The sequence below is a fragment of the Vibrio sp. 1288 genome (assembly GCF_033344475.1).
Genome location: NZ_JAWPOX010000004.1, coordinates 82056 through 99798 on the forward strand (window position 1 = coordinate 82056; position 17743 = coordinate 99798).

The window sequence follows — 17743 nt, forward strand, 5'->3', positions numbered from 1 at the left end:
TGCATCTGTAATGTTAATTTATCAGCTCTTTCAATCGTCCTTACCGGCATTTACTTATCATGCTCAAAATTTCGAACTCCGTCACAATTCAAGAGTGGGAAATTCAATTATCCCCAATTAGAGCTCAAGGAAATGGTGGCCAGAACGTTAACAAGGTAGCGTCCGCTATACACCTGCGCTTTGATATCCGGCATTCAAGCTTACCTGACTTTTACAAAGAGCGATTACTTGCACTTTCTGATAGTCGTATAAGTAAAGATGGCGTGATCATCATCAAAGCGCAACAATTTCGGACACAAGAACAAAATAAGGAAGACGCCCTAAATCGGCTTCAAGCATTGATAAAAGCTGCCGCTTTACAGGAGAAGAAGCGTATTAAAACGAAACCAACCCGCGCTTCTCAACGCCGACGACTTGATACAAAAAACAAGCACGGAGCGAAAAAACAGCAACGTAAGAAAGTGCTGTATTAGTGCATGTCGTTTTCTCGATATGTTAGTTGAACAACGTTTGCTAGCCCTTGGAAATCTCATTGGATTTCTCTTTTTAGTTACTTATTCAGGAAACAACAATATGACTATTAGGCAAAAACTCTACTTCCTCGGAGTTATCGCCATTTTAGGCATCGTGGCCCTTTTGGGTACGTCATCCCATTTTGAAAATAAGAGCAATGATCTTAATCACGCCATCAAACTCGTTGGTGATCTAGAAATACGCTTACTCAACTTACGCAGAAATGAAAAAGATTTCCTACTACGTAGTAATGACAAATATCTAAATAAGTTTGACGCCAATGTTGACAAGTTTATAGACACAGAAAAAGAGCTTGCGAACATACTCAAGAGTAATGAATTACCTTCCAGTCAACAATTTAAGCAAGACTTGCTCGCATACCAAAGGGGCTTTCAGAATCTGGTCAGCGCTTACCAACGATACGGGCTTGATTCAAAGAGTGGGCTTCTCGCTGGTTACGAACAAGCACTATTAGAAGCAAAACAACGTTCAGACCACCAGCAGTTATTGGCATTAGTCCGTTTTGACTCTGCGGTAAAAGCAGGACTATTCAATAGTGACTTGCTTGAGGGGCAATATGCTCCGGAGCTTATCAAAACAGGTAAGCAATTGGCGGCCCAAAAGCAAGTTGTTGGGGTTGCTTATGACAAAGGCCTACTCGGTGAAACTCGCGCATTATCCCATGCCGTAGAAGAGCAATTTGAAACCTTTTCCACAGCCCTTAGCTCTGCTGCCGCACAACGTGATGAACAAATGTCGACCATCAAGCAGGTCATTACAGCTCTGATCTTAGTCGTTATTTTCGCATTGATTTGGCAAATTTCACGTTCAATCAATACGCGAGTGAATAGCTTACTTGGCACCATTCGAAGTATCAGCGAAACGAACAACATGGGACTTCGATCTGATTTGAAAGGTCAAGACGAGCTATTTGATATCAGTCATCACCTCAATGACCTATTGGATAAGCTTGAGCATCTAATTAGTAGTACCCAAGAAAAATCGGCGCAACTCACTGCAAGTACCGATAATATGCATCGTGAGTTAGAAGGCGTTATGGAGCAATTCCACACTCAAACTGACCACACTGCATCAATGGCGACGGCAGTTCAGCAAATGGTTGCCACAATAGGTGAAATCTCTGAAAGCACATCAGTTGCGGTAGAAGGCGTGCATCAGGCAGCGAATAATGCCGAACAAGGTCGAGGAGTTGTTGAGGCGACGGTAACCAACATCGGTCAACTAACCACGATTTTATCAAACAGCCAACAGTCGATTGGCTCGCTGAATCAGCATGTAGATAAAATTGGTGGTGCCGTGAACATCATCCAAGAAATTGCAGAGCAAACCAACCTACTAGCTCTCAACGCAGCAATTGAAGCCGCGCGAGCAGGCGAACAAGGCCGCGGGTTTGCAGTTGTTGCCGATGAAGTACGCGCCCTAGCTAGCCGAACTCATCAATCCACAGAGGAAATCACGCGGGTCGTTTCAGATATTCAAACTCAAATGTCGACAGTTGTTGCTGATATTGATCAATGTAACGATCAAGGGCAACAAACACTTAATGCTTCTGAAAAACTGGATTCTAGCCTGCAGCAGATCATCACTGACATGCATTCAATTCAAGGTAATTCGGAGCGCATAGCTTCAGCAATTGAAGAACAAGGTATCGTTATGAACCAAGTTAGCGGTTCAATCACCGAGCTAAACGCAATATCTGAGAATAACATGCAATCCGCTCAGGAATGCTTGCATGAAGTGAACTCTGTCTCTGCTCAAGCTCATGATATGGATGAAGCCGTTGCACAATTCAAAACTGCGCTAAAATAACCCTTTTCAAAATAGAAAGCCCGAGGCAATCATTGCTTCGGGCTTTTTTTCAATTGTCACTTCGTGCTTACTGCGCACTTCGGATGTGATTATTCATCATCAAGAGGAACCAGCTTGGTGTTGCCGCCATGAACTTTCTCACGCTGTCTTTGCACCAGAGCGTAGAAGCCTGGGATCAAGAATGTACCTGCTAGAAGCACACACAATAGACCACCAATCAGCGACACGCCGAGTGAGTTTTGACTCACGTGCCCCGCGCCAGCGGCAAAGATAAGCGGGAAGATACCCAGGATAAATGACCAAGATGTCATATTCACAGCGCGGAAACGTAACGTGCCTCCTTTAACCGCTGCACTATCGATATCAGCATCTTTTTCTTCACGCTCTTGCTTGGCGAACTCCACAATCAAAATTGCGTTTTTCGCCGCCAAGGCTATGAGCAAGACAAGACCAATTTGGGCATACAAGTTAAGCGGCGTGCCAGTTAGATTTAACGCAAGGAAGGAACCTAACGTGGCTACTGGGACCACCAAAATAATAGCCAGTGGAATACTCCAACTTTCATACTGAGCCACCATAAACAAGTAAATGAAGATCAAAGCCAGCGCAAACGCATAAATGGCTTGGTTGCCCGCAAGCACTTCCTGATAAGCCATACCTGTCCATTCATACGTGTACCCTTGCGGAAGAACTTCAGCAGCAACGCGTTCCATTGCGGCAATCGCATCACCACTAGAGTAACCCGGTGCTGGTTGGCCTTGAATGATAGCACTGCGGTACATGTTGTAACGCCATGCCACATCAGGCTCAAACACTTGCTCGTAGCTCACTAGCGTACTTAACGGAACCATATCACCGTTCGAAGAACGAACATGGAAACGCTCTAGATCTTCCATGCTGCTACGGTGCTGGCTATCAGCTTGCATGGTTACGCGGAAGTTCTTACCAAACATGGTGAAGTCATTCACATAAAGCGAACCTAAGTTGCCTTGCAAGGTTTGGAAAATAGACGACAGCGAAATACCTAATTGCTGCGCTTTCTCACGATCGATATCAACGTAGTAGTGCGGAACATTCGCGCGGAACGTGCTAAACGTGTAGGCAATTTCAGGCGCTTGGTTAGCCGCTTGGATCATTTCTCCCATGACCATCGACAAATCGGTACGACTTCGCCCTAGCGTGTCTTCAAGCACAAACTCAAAACCAGACGCAGCGCCCATACCAGGAACCGCCGGTGGTCCCATCGCAAAAACAACCGCTTGAGGTAGCTCTGTCGCCGCTCGACCGTTAATACGTGCCGCGATAGCATTAGCAGAGTGCTCTCCTTGCAGCGAGTTACGAGTATCCCAGTCATGCAATTTGATAAATACAGAAGCACCGTTTGATGCTGCTGCGCCTGTCATAAACGAGTAACCATTCGCAACCGTCACACCATCCACACCAGGTTCTTCACCGATCATTTTCATTAAATCATTGGTGACTTCTTCAGTACGTGATAAAGAGGCTGAATCTGGTAGCTGTACGTTAACCAGCAAAATGCCTTTATCTTCTTGAGGAACAAACGCTGTAGAGGTGGTTTTCGCAAAGAAAGTGACCGCTGCGATAGCAACTATAAAGAACGTCACGAGCAGTAAAGACTTCTTCACCAAGAAACCAGCGATCTGGCCATAACGCGTAGTGATGCGCTCTAAGCCTCGGTTGAAAGCCTGGAACCAGTTAGCGGTATTGCCCCCACCCTGCTTCAATACCAGAGAACAAAGTGCTGGAGACAGCGTCAATGCATTGATGGATGAAATCACAACCGAAATACAGATGGTCAAAGCGAACTGGCGATACATGATACCGGTGATACCTGGCAGCATGGCGACGGGTATGAATACCGCAAGTAGAACCAAGGTCGACGTGATGATTGGTCCCGTTACTTCTTTCATCGCTAGCAACGTCGCTTTACGCGGTGAAATGGTTGGGTCTTTCGCCATGGTAGTATCGACGTTTTCGATAACCAGAATCGCATCGTCCACCACGATACCAATCGCAAGGATCAGGCCAAACAAAGTAACCGTATTAATGGTGAAGCCCGTTGCCTGCATGATGGCAAACGTACCAATCAGAGAAACGGGGATCGCGACAACAGGAATCAACGTTGCACGCGCACTACCCAAGAACAAGTAAGTTACAGCGATCACCAATAGAATCGCTTCAATCAGTGTTTTTACTACCCCTTTGATCGATTCAGATACGAACACGGTTGTATCGTAGCTGGTCTCGTATTCCATTCCCTCTGGGAAGTTTTTGCTCAAGCCCTCAAGGAGCTCCATGACGGCCTGACCACTTTCTAACGCATTCGCATCCGATTGAAGAGACAACGCAACGATTGACGCGTCCTGGCCACGGAACTTACCGTTACCATCGTAGAACTTTTTGCCTAGTTCAACGCGAGCAACATCTTTCAGATAAACCGTAGAGCCATTGGGATTAGCTCGAAGGACTACGTTCTCAAACTCACTCACGCTTTCCAAGCGACCTTTGGTCACAAGGTTAAACTGAACTTCTTGCGGATTGTTGTATGGTGCTGCACCTACACGCCCTGCCGCAACTTGAACGTTCTGTTCAGCCAAAGCGGCGTATACGTCTGACGTGGTTAGCTTAAGGTTGGCCATTTTTTCAGGATCTAACCAAACACGCATTGCGTATTCGCCACCACCAATCACGTTAACTTCACTGATACCTTTCGCACGAGCCAACTGATCTTTTACATTCAAGTTAATGTAGTTAATCAAGAACTGATCATCGTATTTGCCATCAGGTGAATAGAAGTTAAGTACCATCAGCAAGTCAGGTGAACGCTTTTTCACCGTCACACCAACCATGCGAACTTCTTGAGGCAGTTTTGACTCAATCTGTGACACGCGGTTTTGCACGTTAACTTGCGCCATATCTGGATCGGTGCCAACATCGAACGTGACGTTTAGGCTGTAAGAGCCATCGTTCGCGCTCTTTGAAGACATGTATATCATATCCTCAACGCCGTTGACTGAGGTCTCTATGGGGTCCGCAATGGCCTGCTCGACAACTTCCGCACTCGCGCCAGTGTAGTAAGCCGAAACGCTTACTGATGGCGGGCTTATCTGTGGGTACTCAGCCACTGGCAAAATCGCCAGTGAGATCGCGCCGGCTAGCGTTAATATGATCGAAATAACCAGCGCGAATTTAGGTCTCTGAATAAAGAAACGACTTAACATAGTGCCCCCTACTGCTTATCTTCAGCAGGTGCTTGAAGGCGCACTTCTACACCATTACGCACACGTTGTAGGCCTTGTGTAATAACCGTATCTTCCTGATCGAGCCCTTCTCGAATGATAATGCCTTGTTCAACCTGAGGGCCAAGCTCGACGTTACGACGCTCTGCCACACTTCCCTCAGCCATCACCATCACAAAGTCACCTTCTAAGTCAGTCTGTACGGCACGTCGTGGGATAACAATAACGTCTTTCGTGTTCTTATCTCTCAAGTTCACTTTGATGTGTTGACCCGGAAGTAACTTCTGCTCTGGGTTTGGCACTAGCGCGCGCATAGCAATCGTACCCGTTTTGGTGTCAATACGATTACCTAAGAAATCAAGCTTACCTAGATGCTCAAAAAACTGTCCATTTTCCAGTTCAAGCTGAACTTCAACGCGGTTTGATTCAGCCGAGCCATCACCTTTTACTTGATCCATACCCATAGCTAAACGCTCACGCTCACTCACACTAAATGAGGTATGAACTGGATCTAAACTCACCAGAGTTGTCAGCACGCCAGATGATGGAGAAACCAGATCACCCGTACTAACTTTGGTATCACTAATACGTCCGCTAAAAGGTGCTCGGATTTGAGTATAGGAAAGGTTAACTTCAGCAAGTTTAAGTTGAGCATTTGCCGCTTCTAGCTCTGCTCTCGCACCAAGAAGTGCCGCAGTTAAAGCATCAAACTCAGATTGAGAGATACTACCGCGAGGCAACAAGTTTTTACCTCGAGTATGATCTAATTCGGCTTTTTTTAGCGCCGCTTTAGCTTGTGCAAGTGCGGCTTTAGCACTCGCGACTTGGGCTTCAAAAGAAGATGGCTCGATAGAGTAAAGGAGCTGCCCTTTTTCTACCATTTGCCCCTCTTCAAAGTGACGAGCTTTTAAGTAGCCAGAAATCTGCGCGGTAATATTGGTATCTTCTACTGCTTCAATGCGACCGATATAAGACTTGCTCGGTTGGTAGTCGATAACCGTGACATCCTGAGTCACTACGAGAGGCGCTTGACCTTTCGTTTGGGCATTATTAGCTTCCCCGCATCCAGCGAGGATTGCTGTAGCCGCCATTAGTGCGACAAGTGGTTTCTTTTGCATGTATTTACCGTCTTTATAGAACAGGATATTGTTGAATTCCTATCAACCTTACTCCTTGCTGCCACTGAAAACTTCACTGAAAAGCGCCCAAGGTGTTTCTAAATGTAAACATGAGAAACAAAAGGAAAATAAAGTAATTTAGTTAACAGTGGTATTCAATGAGCAATATACATACAACTCAATCATAACTATTTAATATACGCCTTAGGAGATCGCGAATTTTAGCGTGTGCTTGGAAACACTAACGGGAGTATTGTATTCGGGCGTAAAGTGAGATTCAGTGCTCAAGATAAGAACGTTTTGTGGCTAAAAAGGTAAAAAGTGACGCCTTCATACTCAAGACCCCGATTTTGACTATTTTTTTAATATAAATGGGTTATCATTCAATTAATTCAACGCCTTCGACAGAGAGGATGACTATGATTTCTAAATGGGCGAAACGCTTTTACCAGATGGCAGAACTAGTGGCGTCTTGGAGTAAGGACCCATCAACACAAGTCGGTGCCGTTATTACTAAACAGAATCGCATTGTATCTGTTGGATTTAATGGCTATCCGCATGGTGTTTCTGACAGTGTCGACACCGATGAGCGCGAGTTGAAATACCTTAAAACACTGCACGCGGAAGAGAACGCAATTTTGTTCTCAAAACGTGACTTAGACGGATGTGATATTTGGGTAACGCATTTTCCTTGCCCTAACTGCGCGGCAAAGATCATTCAAACAGGGATCTCACACGTACACTGCCCTGAGCAGTCTGAAGACTTTTTATCTCGCTGGGGAGATAAAATCCAAGTCAGTCAAGATATGTTCGACCAAGCGGGTGTGAAAGTCGACTGGTTACCGCTAGAAGACATTGAAATTGAAGACAAAGACGTGCGCTAGTATTCCATCTTAATATTTAAATAGCCCAGAGAGATCTGGGCTATTTTGTTATTAAATCTGCAAGAGGTCTCGACGTAGTCTTTTAACTGTGTTTTTTCGCAGTGAGCTCAGCAATTTTGACAATAACGAGTACTGATTTTTCCATCATTTCAACAGAAATAAACTCATGAATTCCGTGGAAGTTAAAACCACCGGTGAAGATATTCGGGCACGGCAAACCCATAAAAGATAAACGAGCACCATCTGTACCACCACGAATAGGTTTTATAATCGGTTCCACATCACACGCTTCCATCGCTTGCTTTGCCAGCTCAATGATATGAGGGTAAGGCTCAACCATTTCTCTCATATTGTAATAGCTGTCTTTTATTTTTAGCTCTACAGAACCATGGCGTAAACCCGTGTTCATTTCATCGACGAGTTTCTGCATAAAAGCTTTTCGATCCTCAAGTCTTTGACGGTCAAAGTCTCTAATAATGTAACCTAGCTCGCTTCGTGCAACGCCCATTTCTGCCGATTTTAGATGGAAGAACCCTTCGTAACCTTCGGTTGTTTCCGGAGTTTGATCTTGGGGCATTTGAACTTGAAATTTCGCAGCCAAGTTCATCGCATTGACCATTTTGCCTTTTGCAGTACCTGGATGAACGCTAACACCATGAAAAATTACATCAGCGTTTGCTGCATTAAAGTTTTCGTATTCCAATTCACCTTGCGGGCCACCATCTATAGTGTATGCCCATTTCGCGCCAAATTTTTTAACATCAAACAAATCTGCACCACGACCGATTTCTTCATCCGGAGTAAAGCCGATACAAATGTCGCCGTGTGGAATGTCTGGGTTTTCCAGTAGCAGAGCTACCGCGGAAAGAATCTCTGCGATACCGGCTTTGTTATCCGCGCCAAGTAATGTAGTGCCATCGGTAGTAATAAGATTGTGGCCATGTAGGTGATGTAAATCTGGGTATTGCACGGGAGATAACACTTCATCCCCCAACCCTAATGCAATATCGCCACCCTGGTAATCTTCGATGAATTGCGGCTTTACGTTTTTGCCAGATGCATCCGGCGCGGTATCCATATGGGCAATGAAGCCGATAGGAGGAACCTCATAATCAACATTGGCTGGCAGTTTAGCCATCAAGTAGCCATTTTTATCCAAAGTCACGTCACTTAAACCAAGCTCGATCATCTCTTTTTTAAGTAACTCAGCAAACACAAGCTGACCAGGTGAACTTGGGCAAAGCGTCACATGTGGATTGGATTGGGTATCAAACGTGACGTATCGAAGAAATCTTTCAACTAAATGTTTCATATTTATTCTCATTGTTTTGTACGATGAGGCCTTATCACGCATTGATAAGCTGACGTTGCCTCATCAAACCTCACGCTATGTTACGCTCTTAGCTCAATAAGAATTTGCTTTGAATCATTTTTTGATAAGAAAGGCTTTTGCGCTTTGCTTTCGCTCATTGAAGTATGAATTTAATCTAAAAGTTCCTCAGCCAGTACTCGCCACTCTTTAACCTTTTCACGAAAATGACGCCATTGCTTATCGGTCATCGAACGAGAAACATCTAATGTCAGTTGATCAACCAATGCAAAGTTAGAATCAATATTCAGAGAAAGCTGCTCACTATAATAACTCTCTGGCTCGAACAAGAGTCGCATAAATATATCTTGATAAGTCACAACATTAGATTTGTTGTCGAACAAGTATTCGAGCTCTTGATATACCGTGGCTCGATAATCTCTCCATAAAGGGCTGTTTAAAATAACTTGCTGAGAAAATCTTTGAGCTAATTGACGCTGATTTCCTGATAGATTCCCTAGCCATTCTTCCATCCACTCTTCAGTGTTATCCAGAATAATTTCACGCACTTCGTCTTCTGTCTTATCGGCATATTTTGCGTTTCGCTCTTGATAATGTTCTTGTACATTACTCAAAAACTCGCGTTCTTGCTCTTTCGTTAATTGCAAACTTAACGCAAAAAGATCTGGTGCTGCTTTGCTGACCACTCTATCGTAATGCGCTCGCATTCTATCTCGATTTTGTTGTAAGTAATTTAAGGTGATATCGCTCGCTTTTAATCTCTCAAGGTCTTTTAAATGTTCGATATATATTGGTAACTCCTCTTTCTTGTGCCAGTCTGCCAACAATAATAAGCGCTCTTCCACCAGGACTTCTTGTTCTCCTTGCAACGAGACATAGTCCTCTAAGTAATCGAGCACGAACCAATCGATATTGCTGTATAAAAACTTTTTCGCACAACCGGCAAGCAGAAATACGAAACAAAATAGAAGGCCATAACGAAGCGCCTTATTAGATACATCCTTTAATTTAGTCACTTATTCGTATTCCCTTTTCTGTTGATTAAGTTCTATACTCAACCTGTATCACTTAGTATTGCGGCAAACTTACACCAGTGTGACAAATATTGATTGCCACCTTAATAATATATAGAGTTTGAAATTAACTTTTTGATCACAGCTATCCGCAAAAAAGTGAGTTAGAGCGCAATTATCGGCTAAAAAACGTACCGAACGACGCTCCCTATAACGGCATATAATTTGCATGGATGTTTTTTGGATGGTTTATGGAGGCGAAGTATGGCAGCCGCTGAGCAACTTGATACCAGTGTAGAATATGAGATTCGATATTTTGAACAGGGGAAAATGCACTGCATGAGAGTCATTGCTGAAAGCAAAAAAGTGGCTTATCAGTACTATTTGGAGTGTGGTAAGCACAACAGTGACTTGTACTCTATTCGCCCAGACAAGTAAAAAAACCGCCTAACAGGCGGTTTTTTTATTCGTCAGAATCAATATAACTGGTTGATTTTATTTATTATTACAGATTCAAATCCAACAATGTTATTTGATGTCGCCAAAGCGCTCAAGATAAAGGACGGTTGCTGCAGTACGAGAAGGAACTTGTAGCTTTTTAAGTAAACTCTTCATATGTACTTTAACCGTAGACTCAGAGATAAAAAGACGATCGGCAATTTGCTTGTTGCGGAAACCTCTTGCCACCTCTCTTAAGATCTGCGATTCACGATCGGTCAGTGTATCAAACACGTCCTCTTGCTCTGAACGTTCACTCAAATACTTAGAAACTTCTTGGCTGTATGCCTTGTCCCCTTGATGTGCTTGTTTTAGCAACTCAACCAACTCATCAGGCTCAGTGTCTTTCAATAAATAGCCATCGGCACCACTTCGAACTATTGCTTCTATATCTGCTGGACTATCCGAAACGGTTAGAATGACAATTCTGGCTTCACAGCCATCTGCACGCAGTGCTTGCAAAGTATCAAGGCCAGACATGCCTTTCATATTAAGATCAAGAAGTACAAGATCCAGTTCCAGCTCATGCGCTTTCGCTACTGCATCCGCGCCATTACTTGCTTCTGCAATGACCTCAAACTCAGGCTCAAAGCTTAAAAGCTGGTGGATACCTCTTCGCATGAGTGGATGATCATCCACCAGCATTACTTTACACACTGTCACTGTTTACTTCCTTACTATGTTGGAATTCTAATTTTACGGTACAACCTTTGTTTATCGATGCTTCGATGTGAAGATCGGCATGCAGTCTAGCGGCCCGCTCTTGCATGATACTCATACCGTAATGATTTAATTTTTCGTCTTGATGTTCAAAGCCTATTCCATCGTCGCTAACGGTTACTGTGACTTTTCCATCATTATCGAGACATTGAATGTGAATATTATCTGCTTGCGCATGTTTGATAGCATTAATTGCCGCTTCTCTTATCAACTGTAGTAAATGAACCTGCTGATGTGCATCCAGTTCAGTTGATGAAAGTCTATTTTTTAGCGTAATGTCCGCAGCAGTTTGTTCACTGAGCGTTTCAACCATGTCTTGCAATGCTTGGCCAAAACTGCCCTCTTTAATCGTAAGACGAAACGTCGTCAGTAACTCGCGTAACTGCGTATAAGCGGCAGATAAGCCCGTATCTAGCTCGGCAATAACTTGATTAGCCTGCGCGATCGCCTTTTCGTCAGGCAAGTTCTTTACGCTTCTCTTCAACAAAGCGACCTGAATTTTCAAGTAAGAGAGTGCTTGAGCCAATGAATCATGCAACTCCCGAGCAATAGTGGCTCGCTCTTCCATCAGCAGAATTTGTTCTGCTTGGCGCTGCGCCCGATTGTAATACACGGCGCGTGATAAAATCTGCACGAAGTTGTCAATAAGAGCCTCGTTCGGACAAGGTAACCCTGCTTTCCAATATAAATAGCCCAAGTGCTCACCATCTAGCATCAGGGCTTTACCGTGGCAATCTTCATCACAATCTTGGCAGCATTCTTCTCCTTCCATCAATATCCAGCTCGGTTCTCCCAGCTGCTCGATTTCAAGTTTGACCGCTTTAATGCCCTCAAGACTGACGATATGCTGCAAAATCGCCTGGAAATTGTCTTGATTAATACGCGACGCCGTGAGTTCTTTTGACGAGTCATACAGCACCTCTAAAGACTGGTTGGCATGCTGCAATTTACGTGTTTTCTCATCAACCGCTTGTTCTAATCCTCGGTACAACTTACCAAGGTCTGTCGCCATCCGATTAAAGGTTCGAGTCAGTATTCCCATTTCATTATCGCTAGATACATTGAGCGATATATTAAATGAGCGATTTTTAATTTGCTCGCTAGCAAAAACTAAAGCACGCAGAGGCCGAACAACTTCGAGGCGCACAAAATGAACGACAAACATACTGACACAAAGAATGCCACCTAACCCTAACCCGCCGATCCAGGCTAAGTTAATCAGTTTTTGCTCCGAAAAGCTTTGTAGCTTAAATACAAACTCATCGATTTGTTCAACAAAACCGGCCACTAGGAGTTGATATTCTGCCGGGTTGTCTCCTCTAAGCACCGCCTTGAGTTCATGCCATCTGATAATAAGACGGTAGTAATCGTGAGTGATGTCTTCTGGCACAGACCAATGCTGAAGCGCTTTCATTGAAGGTGAATATATCGAATGTTCAAATGCGTCAATATGTGAAGAATAGTCAACAGATTTAACCTGAATATCATTCGCCAGACGGTAGCTTTGCATTCGCATCGAGCCAGCAACATTGACGGCTTCAGCATCGTTCAAACTGGACGCTAACGTAAAAATCGCAAAACCAGTCGTAGCGACTGAGAGCAGCAAAATAAGAAGCATCGCGGACGCAATCGTGCGCGTCACCGACTTTTTCACATTTTTAAACAATCTGAGTTCCTCGCCCATTAACAATCCTATTTGTACGTGCAATGAACCCATTACCTTTCAACTTTATCAATATGTGATCACCTGCGACGGAATTTATTGATCCAAAACAATATTGCATACCATTTACCCCCTAAGAGGTATTTATACAAATATGTCAAAAACTACAATTTCGTTAGTTTAAATGACAGTTTATTAATGAAAATTGTGGACTATGCTTAGTTTGGGTTCCAAGTTTCGAGGTGACTAAGTGGTAGACCTTTCCAGAAGAAGACTCTTTGCAAGAAAAGCGCACCCCGACAACGCCGTACGTTTGCCTTGGTTAACTAAACCGCAACAGTTTACGGACGATTGCACTCGCTGCGGTAAATGCATTGAGGCCTGTGAAACAAAGATTATAACCAAAAGTGATGGCGGATTCCCCTCGGTCGATTTTTCCATCGATGAATGCACATTTTGCTATCAATGTGCAAACGCCTGTCCTGAGCCCCTTTTCTTGCCAGAAACAGAACAACCTTGGCAAGCAAAAGCAAGTATCAACGATAACTGCTTAGCAAAACAAAATGTCGAATGCCGAAGCTGTGGGGATATGTGCGACCCGATGGCAATTCAGTTCAAATTAGAACTGGGGAAAGTAGCACAACCCAATTTAGACCTTGATGAGTGTAACGGCTGCGGCGCCTGTGTTTCAGTGTGCCCGACTTCATCCATCAATGTGAGCAATACAACAGCCTAAGCCGAATGTCGTCGGCCAAAGGCAATAAAAATAAATGAGAGAGCTATATGTCACTAAATGAAGTGCATATTTCAAGTTTGGTAGTACATGTGCTGCCGGAACATTTGGACGAAATCAAACAAAAGATAGAAGCACACGAAAATGCGGAAATCTATGGTGACAGTCCTGAAGGCAAGATTATCGTCGTACTTGAAACTGAGAACCAAGGTTTCATCACAGACACTATCGATGCCATTAACAATTTACCGAACGTCTTAAGCACGGTATTGGTTTATCACCAAATCGAAACTGGGCTTGAAGAAACGGATGAAGAAGACACTGGAACACAACATTCCCAAATCGAGGGTGAAGTATGAAAATGACAAGACGTGCGTTTGTGAAAGCAAACGCGGCTGCATCAGCTGCTGCTGTCGCAGGTGTGACACTACCAGCATCTGCAGCCAACCTGATTGCAAGCTCTGATCAAACCAAAATCACATGGGACAAAGCACCTTGTCGTTTCTGTGGTACAGGCTGTTCTGTTCTTGTTGGCACTCAAAACGGCAAAGTGGTAGCAACACAGGGTGACCCAGAAGCACCAGTAAACAAAGGTCTGAACTGTATCAAAGGTTACTTCCTTTCTAAGATCATGTACGGTCAAGACCGTCTAACTCAACCGATGCTACGAATGAAAGATGGCAAATTCCACAAAGATGGTGAATTTACACCTATCTCTTGGGATGACGCTTTCGACATCATGGCTGAGAAATGGAAAGCTTCCCTCGAGAAAAAAGGCCCAACAAGCGTAGGTATGTTTGGCTCAGGCCAATGGACAGTAATGGAAGGCTACGCTGCGTCAAAGTTAATGAAAGCAGGCTTCCGATCAAACAACATTGATCCAAACGCTCGTCACTGTATGGCTTCTGCCGTTGTAGGTTTCATGCGCGCATTCGGTATCGATGAGCCAATGGGTTGTTACGATGACTTCGAGAACGCAGACGCTTTCGTTCTTTGGGGCTCAAACATGGCAGAGATGCACCCGGTTCTATGGACTCGCATTACTGACCGCCGCCTAAGCCACCCTCACGTTAAAGTGAACGTGCTTTCTACTTACTACCATCGTTCATTTGAGTTGGCTGACCACGGCTACATTTTCAATCCTCAGTCTGACCTTGCAATTGCTAACTTCATCGCAAACTACATCATCGAAAACGATGCAGTAAACTGGGACTTCGTGAACAAACACACGAACTTCACTCAAGCAGACACTGACATCGGCTACGGTCTACGTGACGACGATCCGCTACAAAAAGCAGCGAAGAACCCGAACTCTGGCAAACTCACTTCTATCTCATTCGAAGAGTACAAGAAATCAGTAGCGCCATACACAGTAGAGAAAGCATCTGAAATCTCTGGTGTTGAGAAAGAGAAGCTTATCGAGCTTGCGAAGCAATACGCGGATCCAAACACGAAAGTGATGTCTCTATGGACGATGGGCATGAACCAGCATACTCGTGGTGTTTGGATGAATAACTTGGTTTACAACATCCACCTACTAACCGGTAAGATCTCGACTCCGGGGAACAGCCCATTCTCACTAACGGGCCAACCATCAGCATGTGGTACCGCTCGTGAGGTTGGTACGTTTGCTCACCGCCTACCAGCGGACATGGTGGTTGCTAACCCTAAACACCGTAAGATTGCAGAAGACATCTGGAAACTGCCAGAAGGTACGATTCCACCAAAACCTGGCTTCCACGCCGTATTGCAAGACCGTATGCTGAATGACGGCGTTCTGAACTGTTACTGGGTTCAATGTAACAACAACATGCAAGCCGGTCCAAACATCAACACAGAACGTCTTCCAGGTTACCGAAACCCAGAAAACTTCATCGTTGTGTCTGACCCATACCCGACAGCAACAGCACAAGCAGCAGACCTTATTCTTCCTACCGCAATGTGGATTGAAAAAGAAGGTGCTTACGGTAACGCAGAGCGTCGTACCCAAGCTTGGTACCAACAAGTGGGCACAGTCGGTCAAGCAAAATCCGACCTTTGGCAGCTAATGGAGTTCTCGAAACGCTTCAAAATGGAAGAAGTGTGGCCTGAAGAGCTTCTAGCGAAAGCGCCTCAATACCGTGGTAAAACAATGTACGACGTACTTTACCGCAATGGTAACGTCGACAAATTCCCTATCGAAGAAGCTCGTGAACTGAATGACGATGCTCACCACTTCGGTTTCTATGTTCAAAAAGGTCTGTTTGAGGAATACGCAACATTTGGCCGTGGTCACGGTCATGATTTGGCTCCATACGACCGCTACCATCAAGTACGTGGTCTACGTTGGCCTGTTGTTGATGGTAAGGAAACACAGTGGCGCTTTAAAGAAGGTTCAGACCCATACGCGAAAGAAGGCTCTGGTTGGGACTTCTACGGCAATGCTGATGGCAAAGCGAAGATCATTTCCGCGCCATACGAAGCGCCACCAGAAGTACCGAACGATGAATTTGATATGTGGTTATGTACTGGTCGTGTTCTTGAGCATTGGCACACAGGCACCATGACTCGTCGTGTACCTGAATTATACAAAGCAGTACCAGACGCAGTGTGTTACATGCACCCAGAAGACGCAAAAGCACGCAATGTTCGTCGTGGTGAAGAAGTACTCATGGCAAACAAACGCGGTGAAGTACGCGTTCGTGTTGAAACTCGCGGTCGTAACCGTCCGCCAAAAGGTTTGGTATTCGTACCGTTCTTTGATGCACGTATTTTGATTAACAAGCTTATCCTAGATGCGACTGATCCACTGTCTAAACAGACAGACTTTAAGAAGTGCCCAGTCAAAATCACTAAGATTGCTTAACCTTCAGATACTGAATGCTACGGCCGTCATTATGGCGGCCTAATAAAGAATTTAAGCCATAAAGGCGGAGATGAAATGATGAAAAAATTACTTGTCGCAGTTTTATCTGTAGGTGCGTTAGTGACAGGCATTGCGCAAGCTGAGTTGGATAATCCTGGTGGTATTGGTGGTCTAGAATCTTTACGTGGAATGTCTCAATTGGAAGATACGCGTCCAGCAGACGAGTTCAAAGACTTCCCTAAAGATCAAATCGTTGAAGACAGCTATGTTTATCAACCACCGTTGATCCCACACAGCATTCGTCACTACGAAATTTCGTTAAATGCTAACAAGTGTCTTGCATGTCATAGCTGGAAAAATGCAAAAGAGTCAGGTGCGACTAAAATTAGCGTAACGCACTATGTAAACAGAGAAGATGCGGTACTGGCAGATATGTCTCCTCGTCGTTACTTCTGTTTGCAATGTCACGTTCCACAAACGGATGCAAAACCACTAGTGGAAAACGAGTTTAAGGCAGTCGATTCGCTTCAGTAATTGAAACGCGAGTACTAAGAGGTTACTTATGAAAATACTTAAAGCGTTTTGGAAGAGACTGTCGAGCCCGAGTAAAGCTGCCGCTGGTGTGGTTTTATTTCTAGGCTTCGCTGGTGGCCTTCTATTTTGGGGCGCATTCAACACAGGTATGGAAGCAACCAACACAGAAGAATTCTGTTCTGGCTGTCACGCGCCGATCGTTGCTGAAATTCAAGAAACAATTCACTACTCCAACCGTTCTGGTGTTCGTGCGATTTGTTCAGACTGTCACGTTCCTCATGAATGGACGGATAAGATCGTTCGTAAAGTACAGGCATCTAAAGAGCTATTTGCACACTTCGTAACGAAGACGATCGATACGCCAGAGAAGTTCCAAGAGCGTCGTGGACACCTCGCAGAGCGAGAGTGGGCACGTATGAAAAAGAATGACTCTCTTGAATGTCGTAACTGTCATGAGTTTGATTTCATGGATTACTCTCAGCAAGGATCACGTGCGGCAGAACAGCACTCCACCGCTCTCGCTTCAGGCGAGAAAACATGTGTAGACTGTCACAAAGGTATTGCGCACAAACTACCAGACATGAGCGGCGTTGAAGGCTGGCACTAAGGAGACTTACCATGAGTACATTAGAATCTGTAATTTGGCATATCCTTGGCTACAGTGCTATGCCAGTGATTATTCTTTCCGGCTTTATGGCGGTAGCAGCAATCTCTCTCTGGCTGTTGTCATTTGGTAAGGATAAAGAGGTGTAACGTAACGCATCTCTACTCGTCAACTAGCCTATTTGTTGACACTGAGCGC

At 44.6% G+C, this 17743-nt stretch carries 16 protein-coding genes; 10 read left to right on the forward strand and 6 right to left on the reverse strand.

Going from position 1 to position 17743, the window contains the following annotated elements; all coding sequences use genetic code 11:
* Positions 1 to 59: 59 nt before the first annotated feature.
* Positions 60 to 473 carry an alternative ribosome rescue aminoacyl-tRNA hydrolase ArfB gene (gene arfB / locus R8O11_RS04445; RefSeq protein ID WP_017635196.1) on the forward strand — a complete coding sequence of 138 codons (414 nt, stop codon included), beginning with the start codon at positions 60 to 62 and terminating at the stop codon, positions 471 to 473.
* Between the two features lie 100 nt (positions 474 to 573).
* Positions 574 to 2343 carry a methyl-accepting chemotaxis protein gene (locus R8O11_RS04450; protein ID WP_064376231.1) on the forward strand — a complete coding sequence of 590 codons (1770 nt, stop codon included), beginning with the start codon at positions 574 to 576 and terminating at the stop codon, positions 2341 to 2343.
* A gap of 89 nt (positions 2344 to 2432) precedes the next feature.
* On the opposite strand, the gene vmeZ is transcribed toward R8O11_RS04450, so the two are convergent.
* Positions 2433 to 5585, reverse strand: a complete 3153-nt coding sequence (gene vmeZ, locus R8O11_RS04455; protein WP_017635194.1) for a multidrug efflux RND transporter permease subunit VmeZ — start codon at positions 5583 to 5585, stop codon at positions 2433 to 2435.
* Between the two features lie 8 nt (positions 5586 to 5593).
* Positions 5594 to 6721, reverse strand: a complete 1128-nt coding sequence (gene vmeY / locus R8O11_RS04460; protein WP_017635193.1) for a multidrug efflux RND transporter periplasmic adaptor subunit VmeY — start codon at positions 6719 to 6721, stop codon at positions 5594 to 5596.
* A gap of 419 nt (positions 6722 to 7140) precedes the next feature.
* On the opposite strand from vmeY, the gene R8O11_RS04465 reads away from it, so the two are divergent.
* Positions 7141 to 7605 (forward strand): dCMP deaminase family protein, encoded by a 465-nt coding sequence (locus R8O11_RS04465; protein WP_005373515.1) that lies wholly within the window; start codon positions 7141 to 7143, stop codon positions 7603 to 7605.
* 82 nt (positions 7606 to 7687) lie between these two features.
* On the opposite strand, the gene pepT is transcribed toward R8O11_RS04465, so the two are convergent.
* Both pepT and R8O11_RS04475 read right to left on the reverse strand, forming a co-directional pair.
* The gene (pepT, locus tag R8O11_RS04470) at positions 7688 to 8917 is read right to left on the reverse strand and encodes a peptidase T (RefSeq protein ID WP_031781280.1); all 1230 of its coding nucleotides are present in this window, start codon (positions 8915 to 8917) and stop codon (positions 7688 to 7690) included.
* Positions 8918 to 9087: 170 nt separating this feature from the next.
* A complete protein-coding gene (locus R8O11_RS04475) occupies positions 9088 to 9951 on the reverse strand; it encodes a DUF6279 family lipoprotein (protein ID WP_085569143.1) in 864 nt (287 codons plus the stop codon).
* Positions 9952 to 10212: 261 nt separating this feature from the next.
* Here R8O11_RS04475 and R8O11_RS04480 point away from each other — a divergent pair, with 261 nt between their 5' ends.
* Positions 10213 to 10386, forward strand: a complete 174-nt coding sequence (locus tag R8O11_RS04480) for a hypothetical protein (protein WP_005373524.1) — start codon at positions 10213 to 10215, stop codon at positions 10384 to 10386.
* A 90-nt stretch (positions 10387 to 10476) separates the two neighbouring features.
* On the opposite strand, the gene R8O11_RS04485 is transcribed toward R8O11_RS04480, so the two are convergent.
* Complete coding sequence (locus R8O11_RS04485; RefSeq protein WP_031777156.1) at positions 10477 to 11091, reverse strand: response regulator; 615 nt, start codon at positions 11089 to 11091, stop codon at positions 10477 to 10479.
* A 4-nt stretch (positions 11092 to 11095) separates the two neighbouring features.
* Positions 11096 to 12832, reverse strand: a complete 1737-nt coding sequence (gene narQ / locus R8O11_RS04490; protein WP_025767926.1) for a nitrate/nitrite two-component system sensor histidine kinase NarQ — start codon at positions 12830 to 12832, stop codon at positions 11096 to 11098.
* Between the two features lie 247 nt (positions 12833 to 13079).
* Between narQ and napF the strand changes: the two genes are divergently transcribed.
* The 6 genes from napF (at position 13080) to R8O11_RS04520 (ending at position 17694) form a co-directional block, all read left to right on the forward strand.
* Entirely contained in the window at positions 13080 to 13565 is a 486-nt protein-coding gene (gene napF, locus R8O11_RS04495; protein ID WP_005373529.1) for a ferredoxin-type protein NapF, read from the forward strand.
* Between the two features lie 47 nt (positions 13566 to 13612).
* Positions 13613 to 13921, forward strand: coding sequence for a chaperone NapD (locus tag R8O11_RS04500; RefSeq protein ID WP_005373535.1), 309 nt, complete (start codon positions 13613 to 13615; stop codon positions 13919 to 13921).
* The gene (gene napA, locus R8O11_RS04505) at positions 13918 to 16407 is read left to right on the forward strand and encodes a periplasmic nitrate reductase subunit alpha (RefSeq protein WP_005389060.1); all 2490 of its coding nucleotides are present in this window, start codon (positions 13918 to 13920) and stop codon (positions 16405 to 16407) included. The genes R8O11_RS04500 and napA overlap by 4 nt, the downstream gene beginning before the upstream one ends.
* 78 nt (positions 16408 to 16485) lie before the next feature.
* On the forward strand, positions 16486 to 16941 hold the full coding sequence (locus R8O11_RS04510; protein ID WP_005389061.1) for a nitrate reductase cytochrome c-type subunit: 456 nt from the start codon (positions 16486 to 16488) through the stop codon (positions 16939 to 16941).
* A 28-nt stretch (positions 16942 to 16969) separates the two neighbouring features.
* The gene (locus R8O11_RS04515) at positions 16970 to 17548 is read left to right on the forward strand and encodes a NapC/NirT family cytochrome c (RefSeq protein ID WP_005373542.1); all 579 of its coding nucleotides are present in this window, start codon (positions 16970 to 16972) and stop codon (positions 17546 to 17548) included.
* Between the two features lie 11 nt (positions 17549 to 17559).
* On the forward strand, positions 17560 to 17694 hold the full coding sequence (locus tag R8O11_RS04520; protein ID WP_318193950.1) for a TIGR02808 family protein: 135 nt from the start codon (positions 17560 to 17562) through the stop codon (positions 17692 to 17694).
* Positions 17695 to 17743 lie beyond the last annotated feature (49 nt).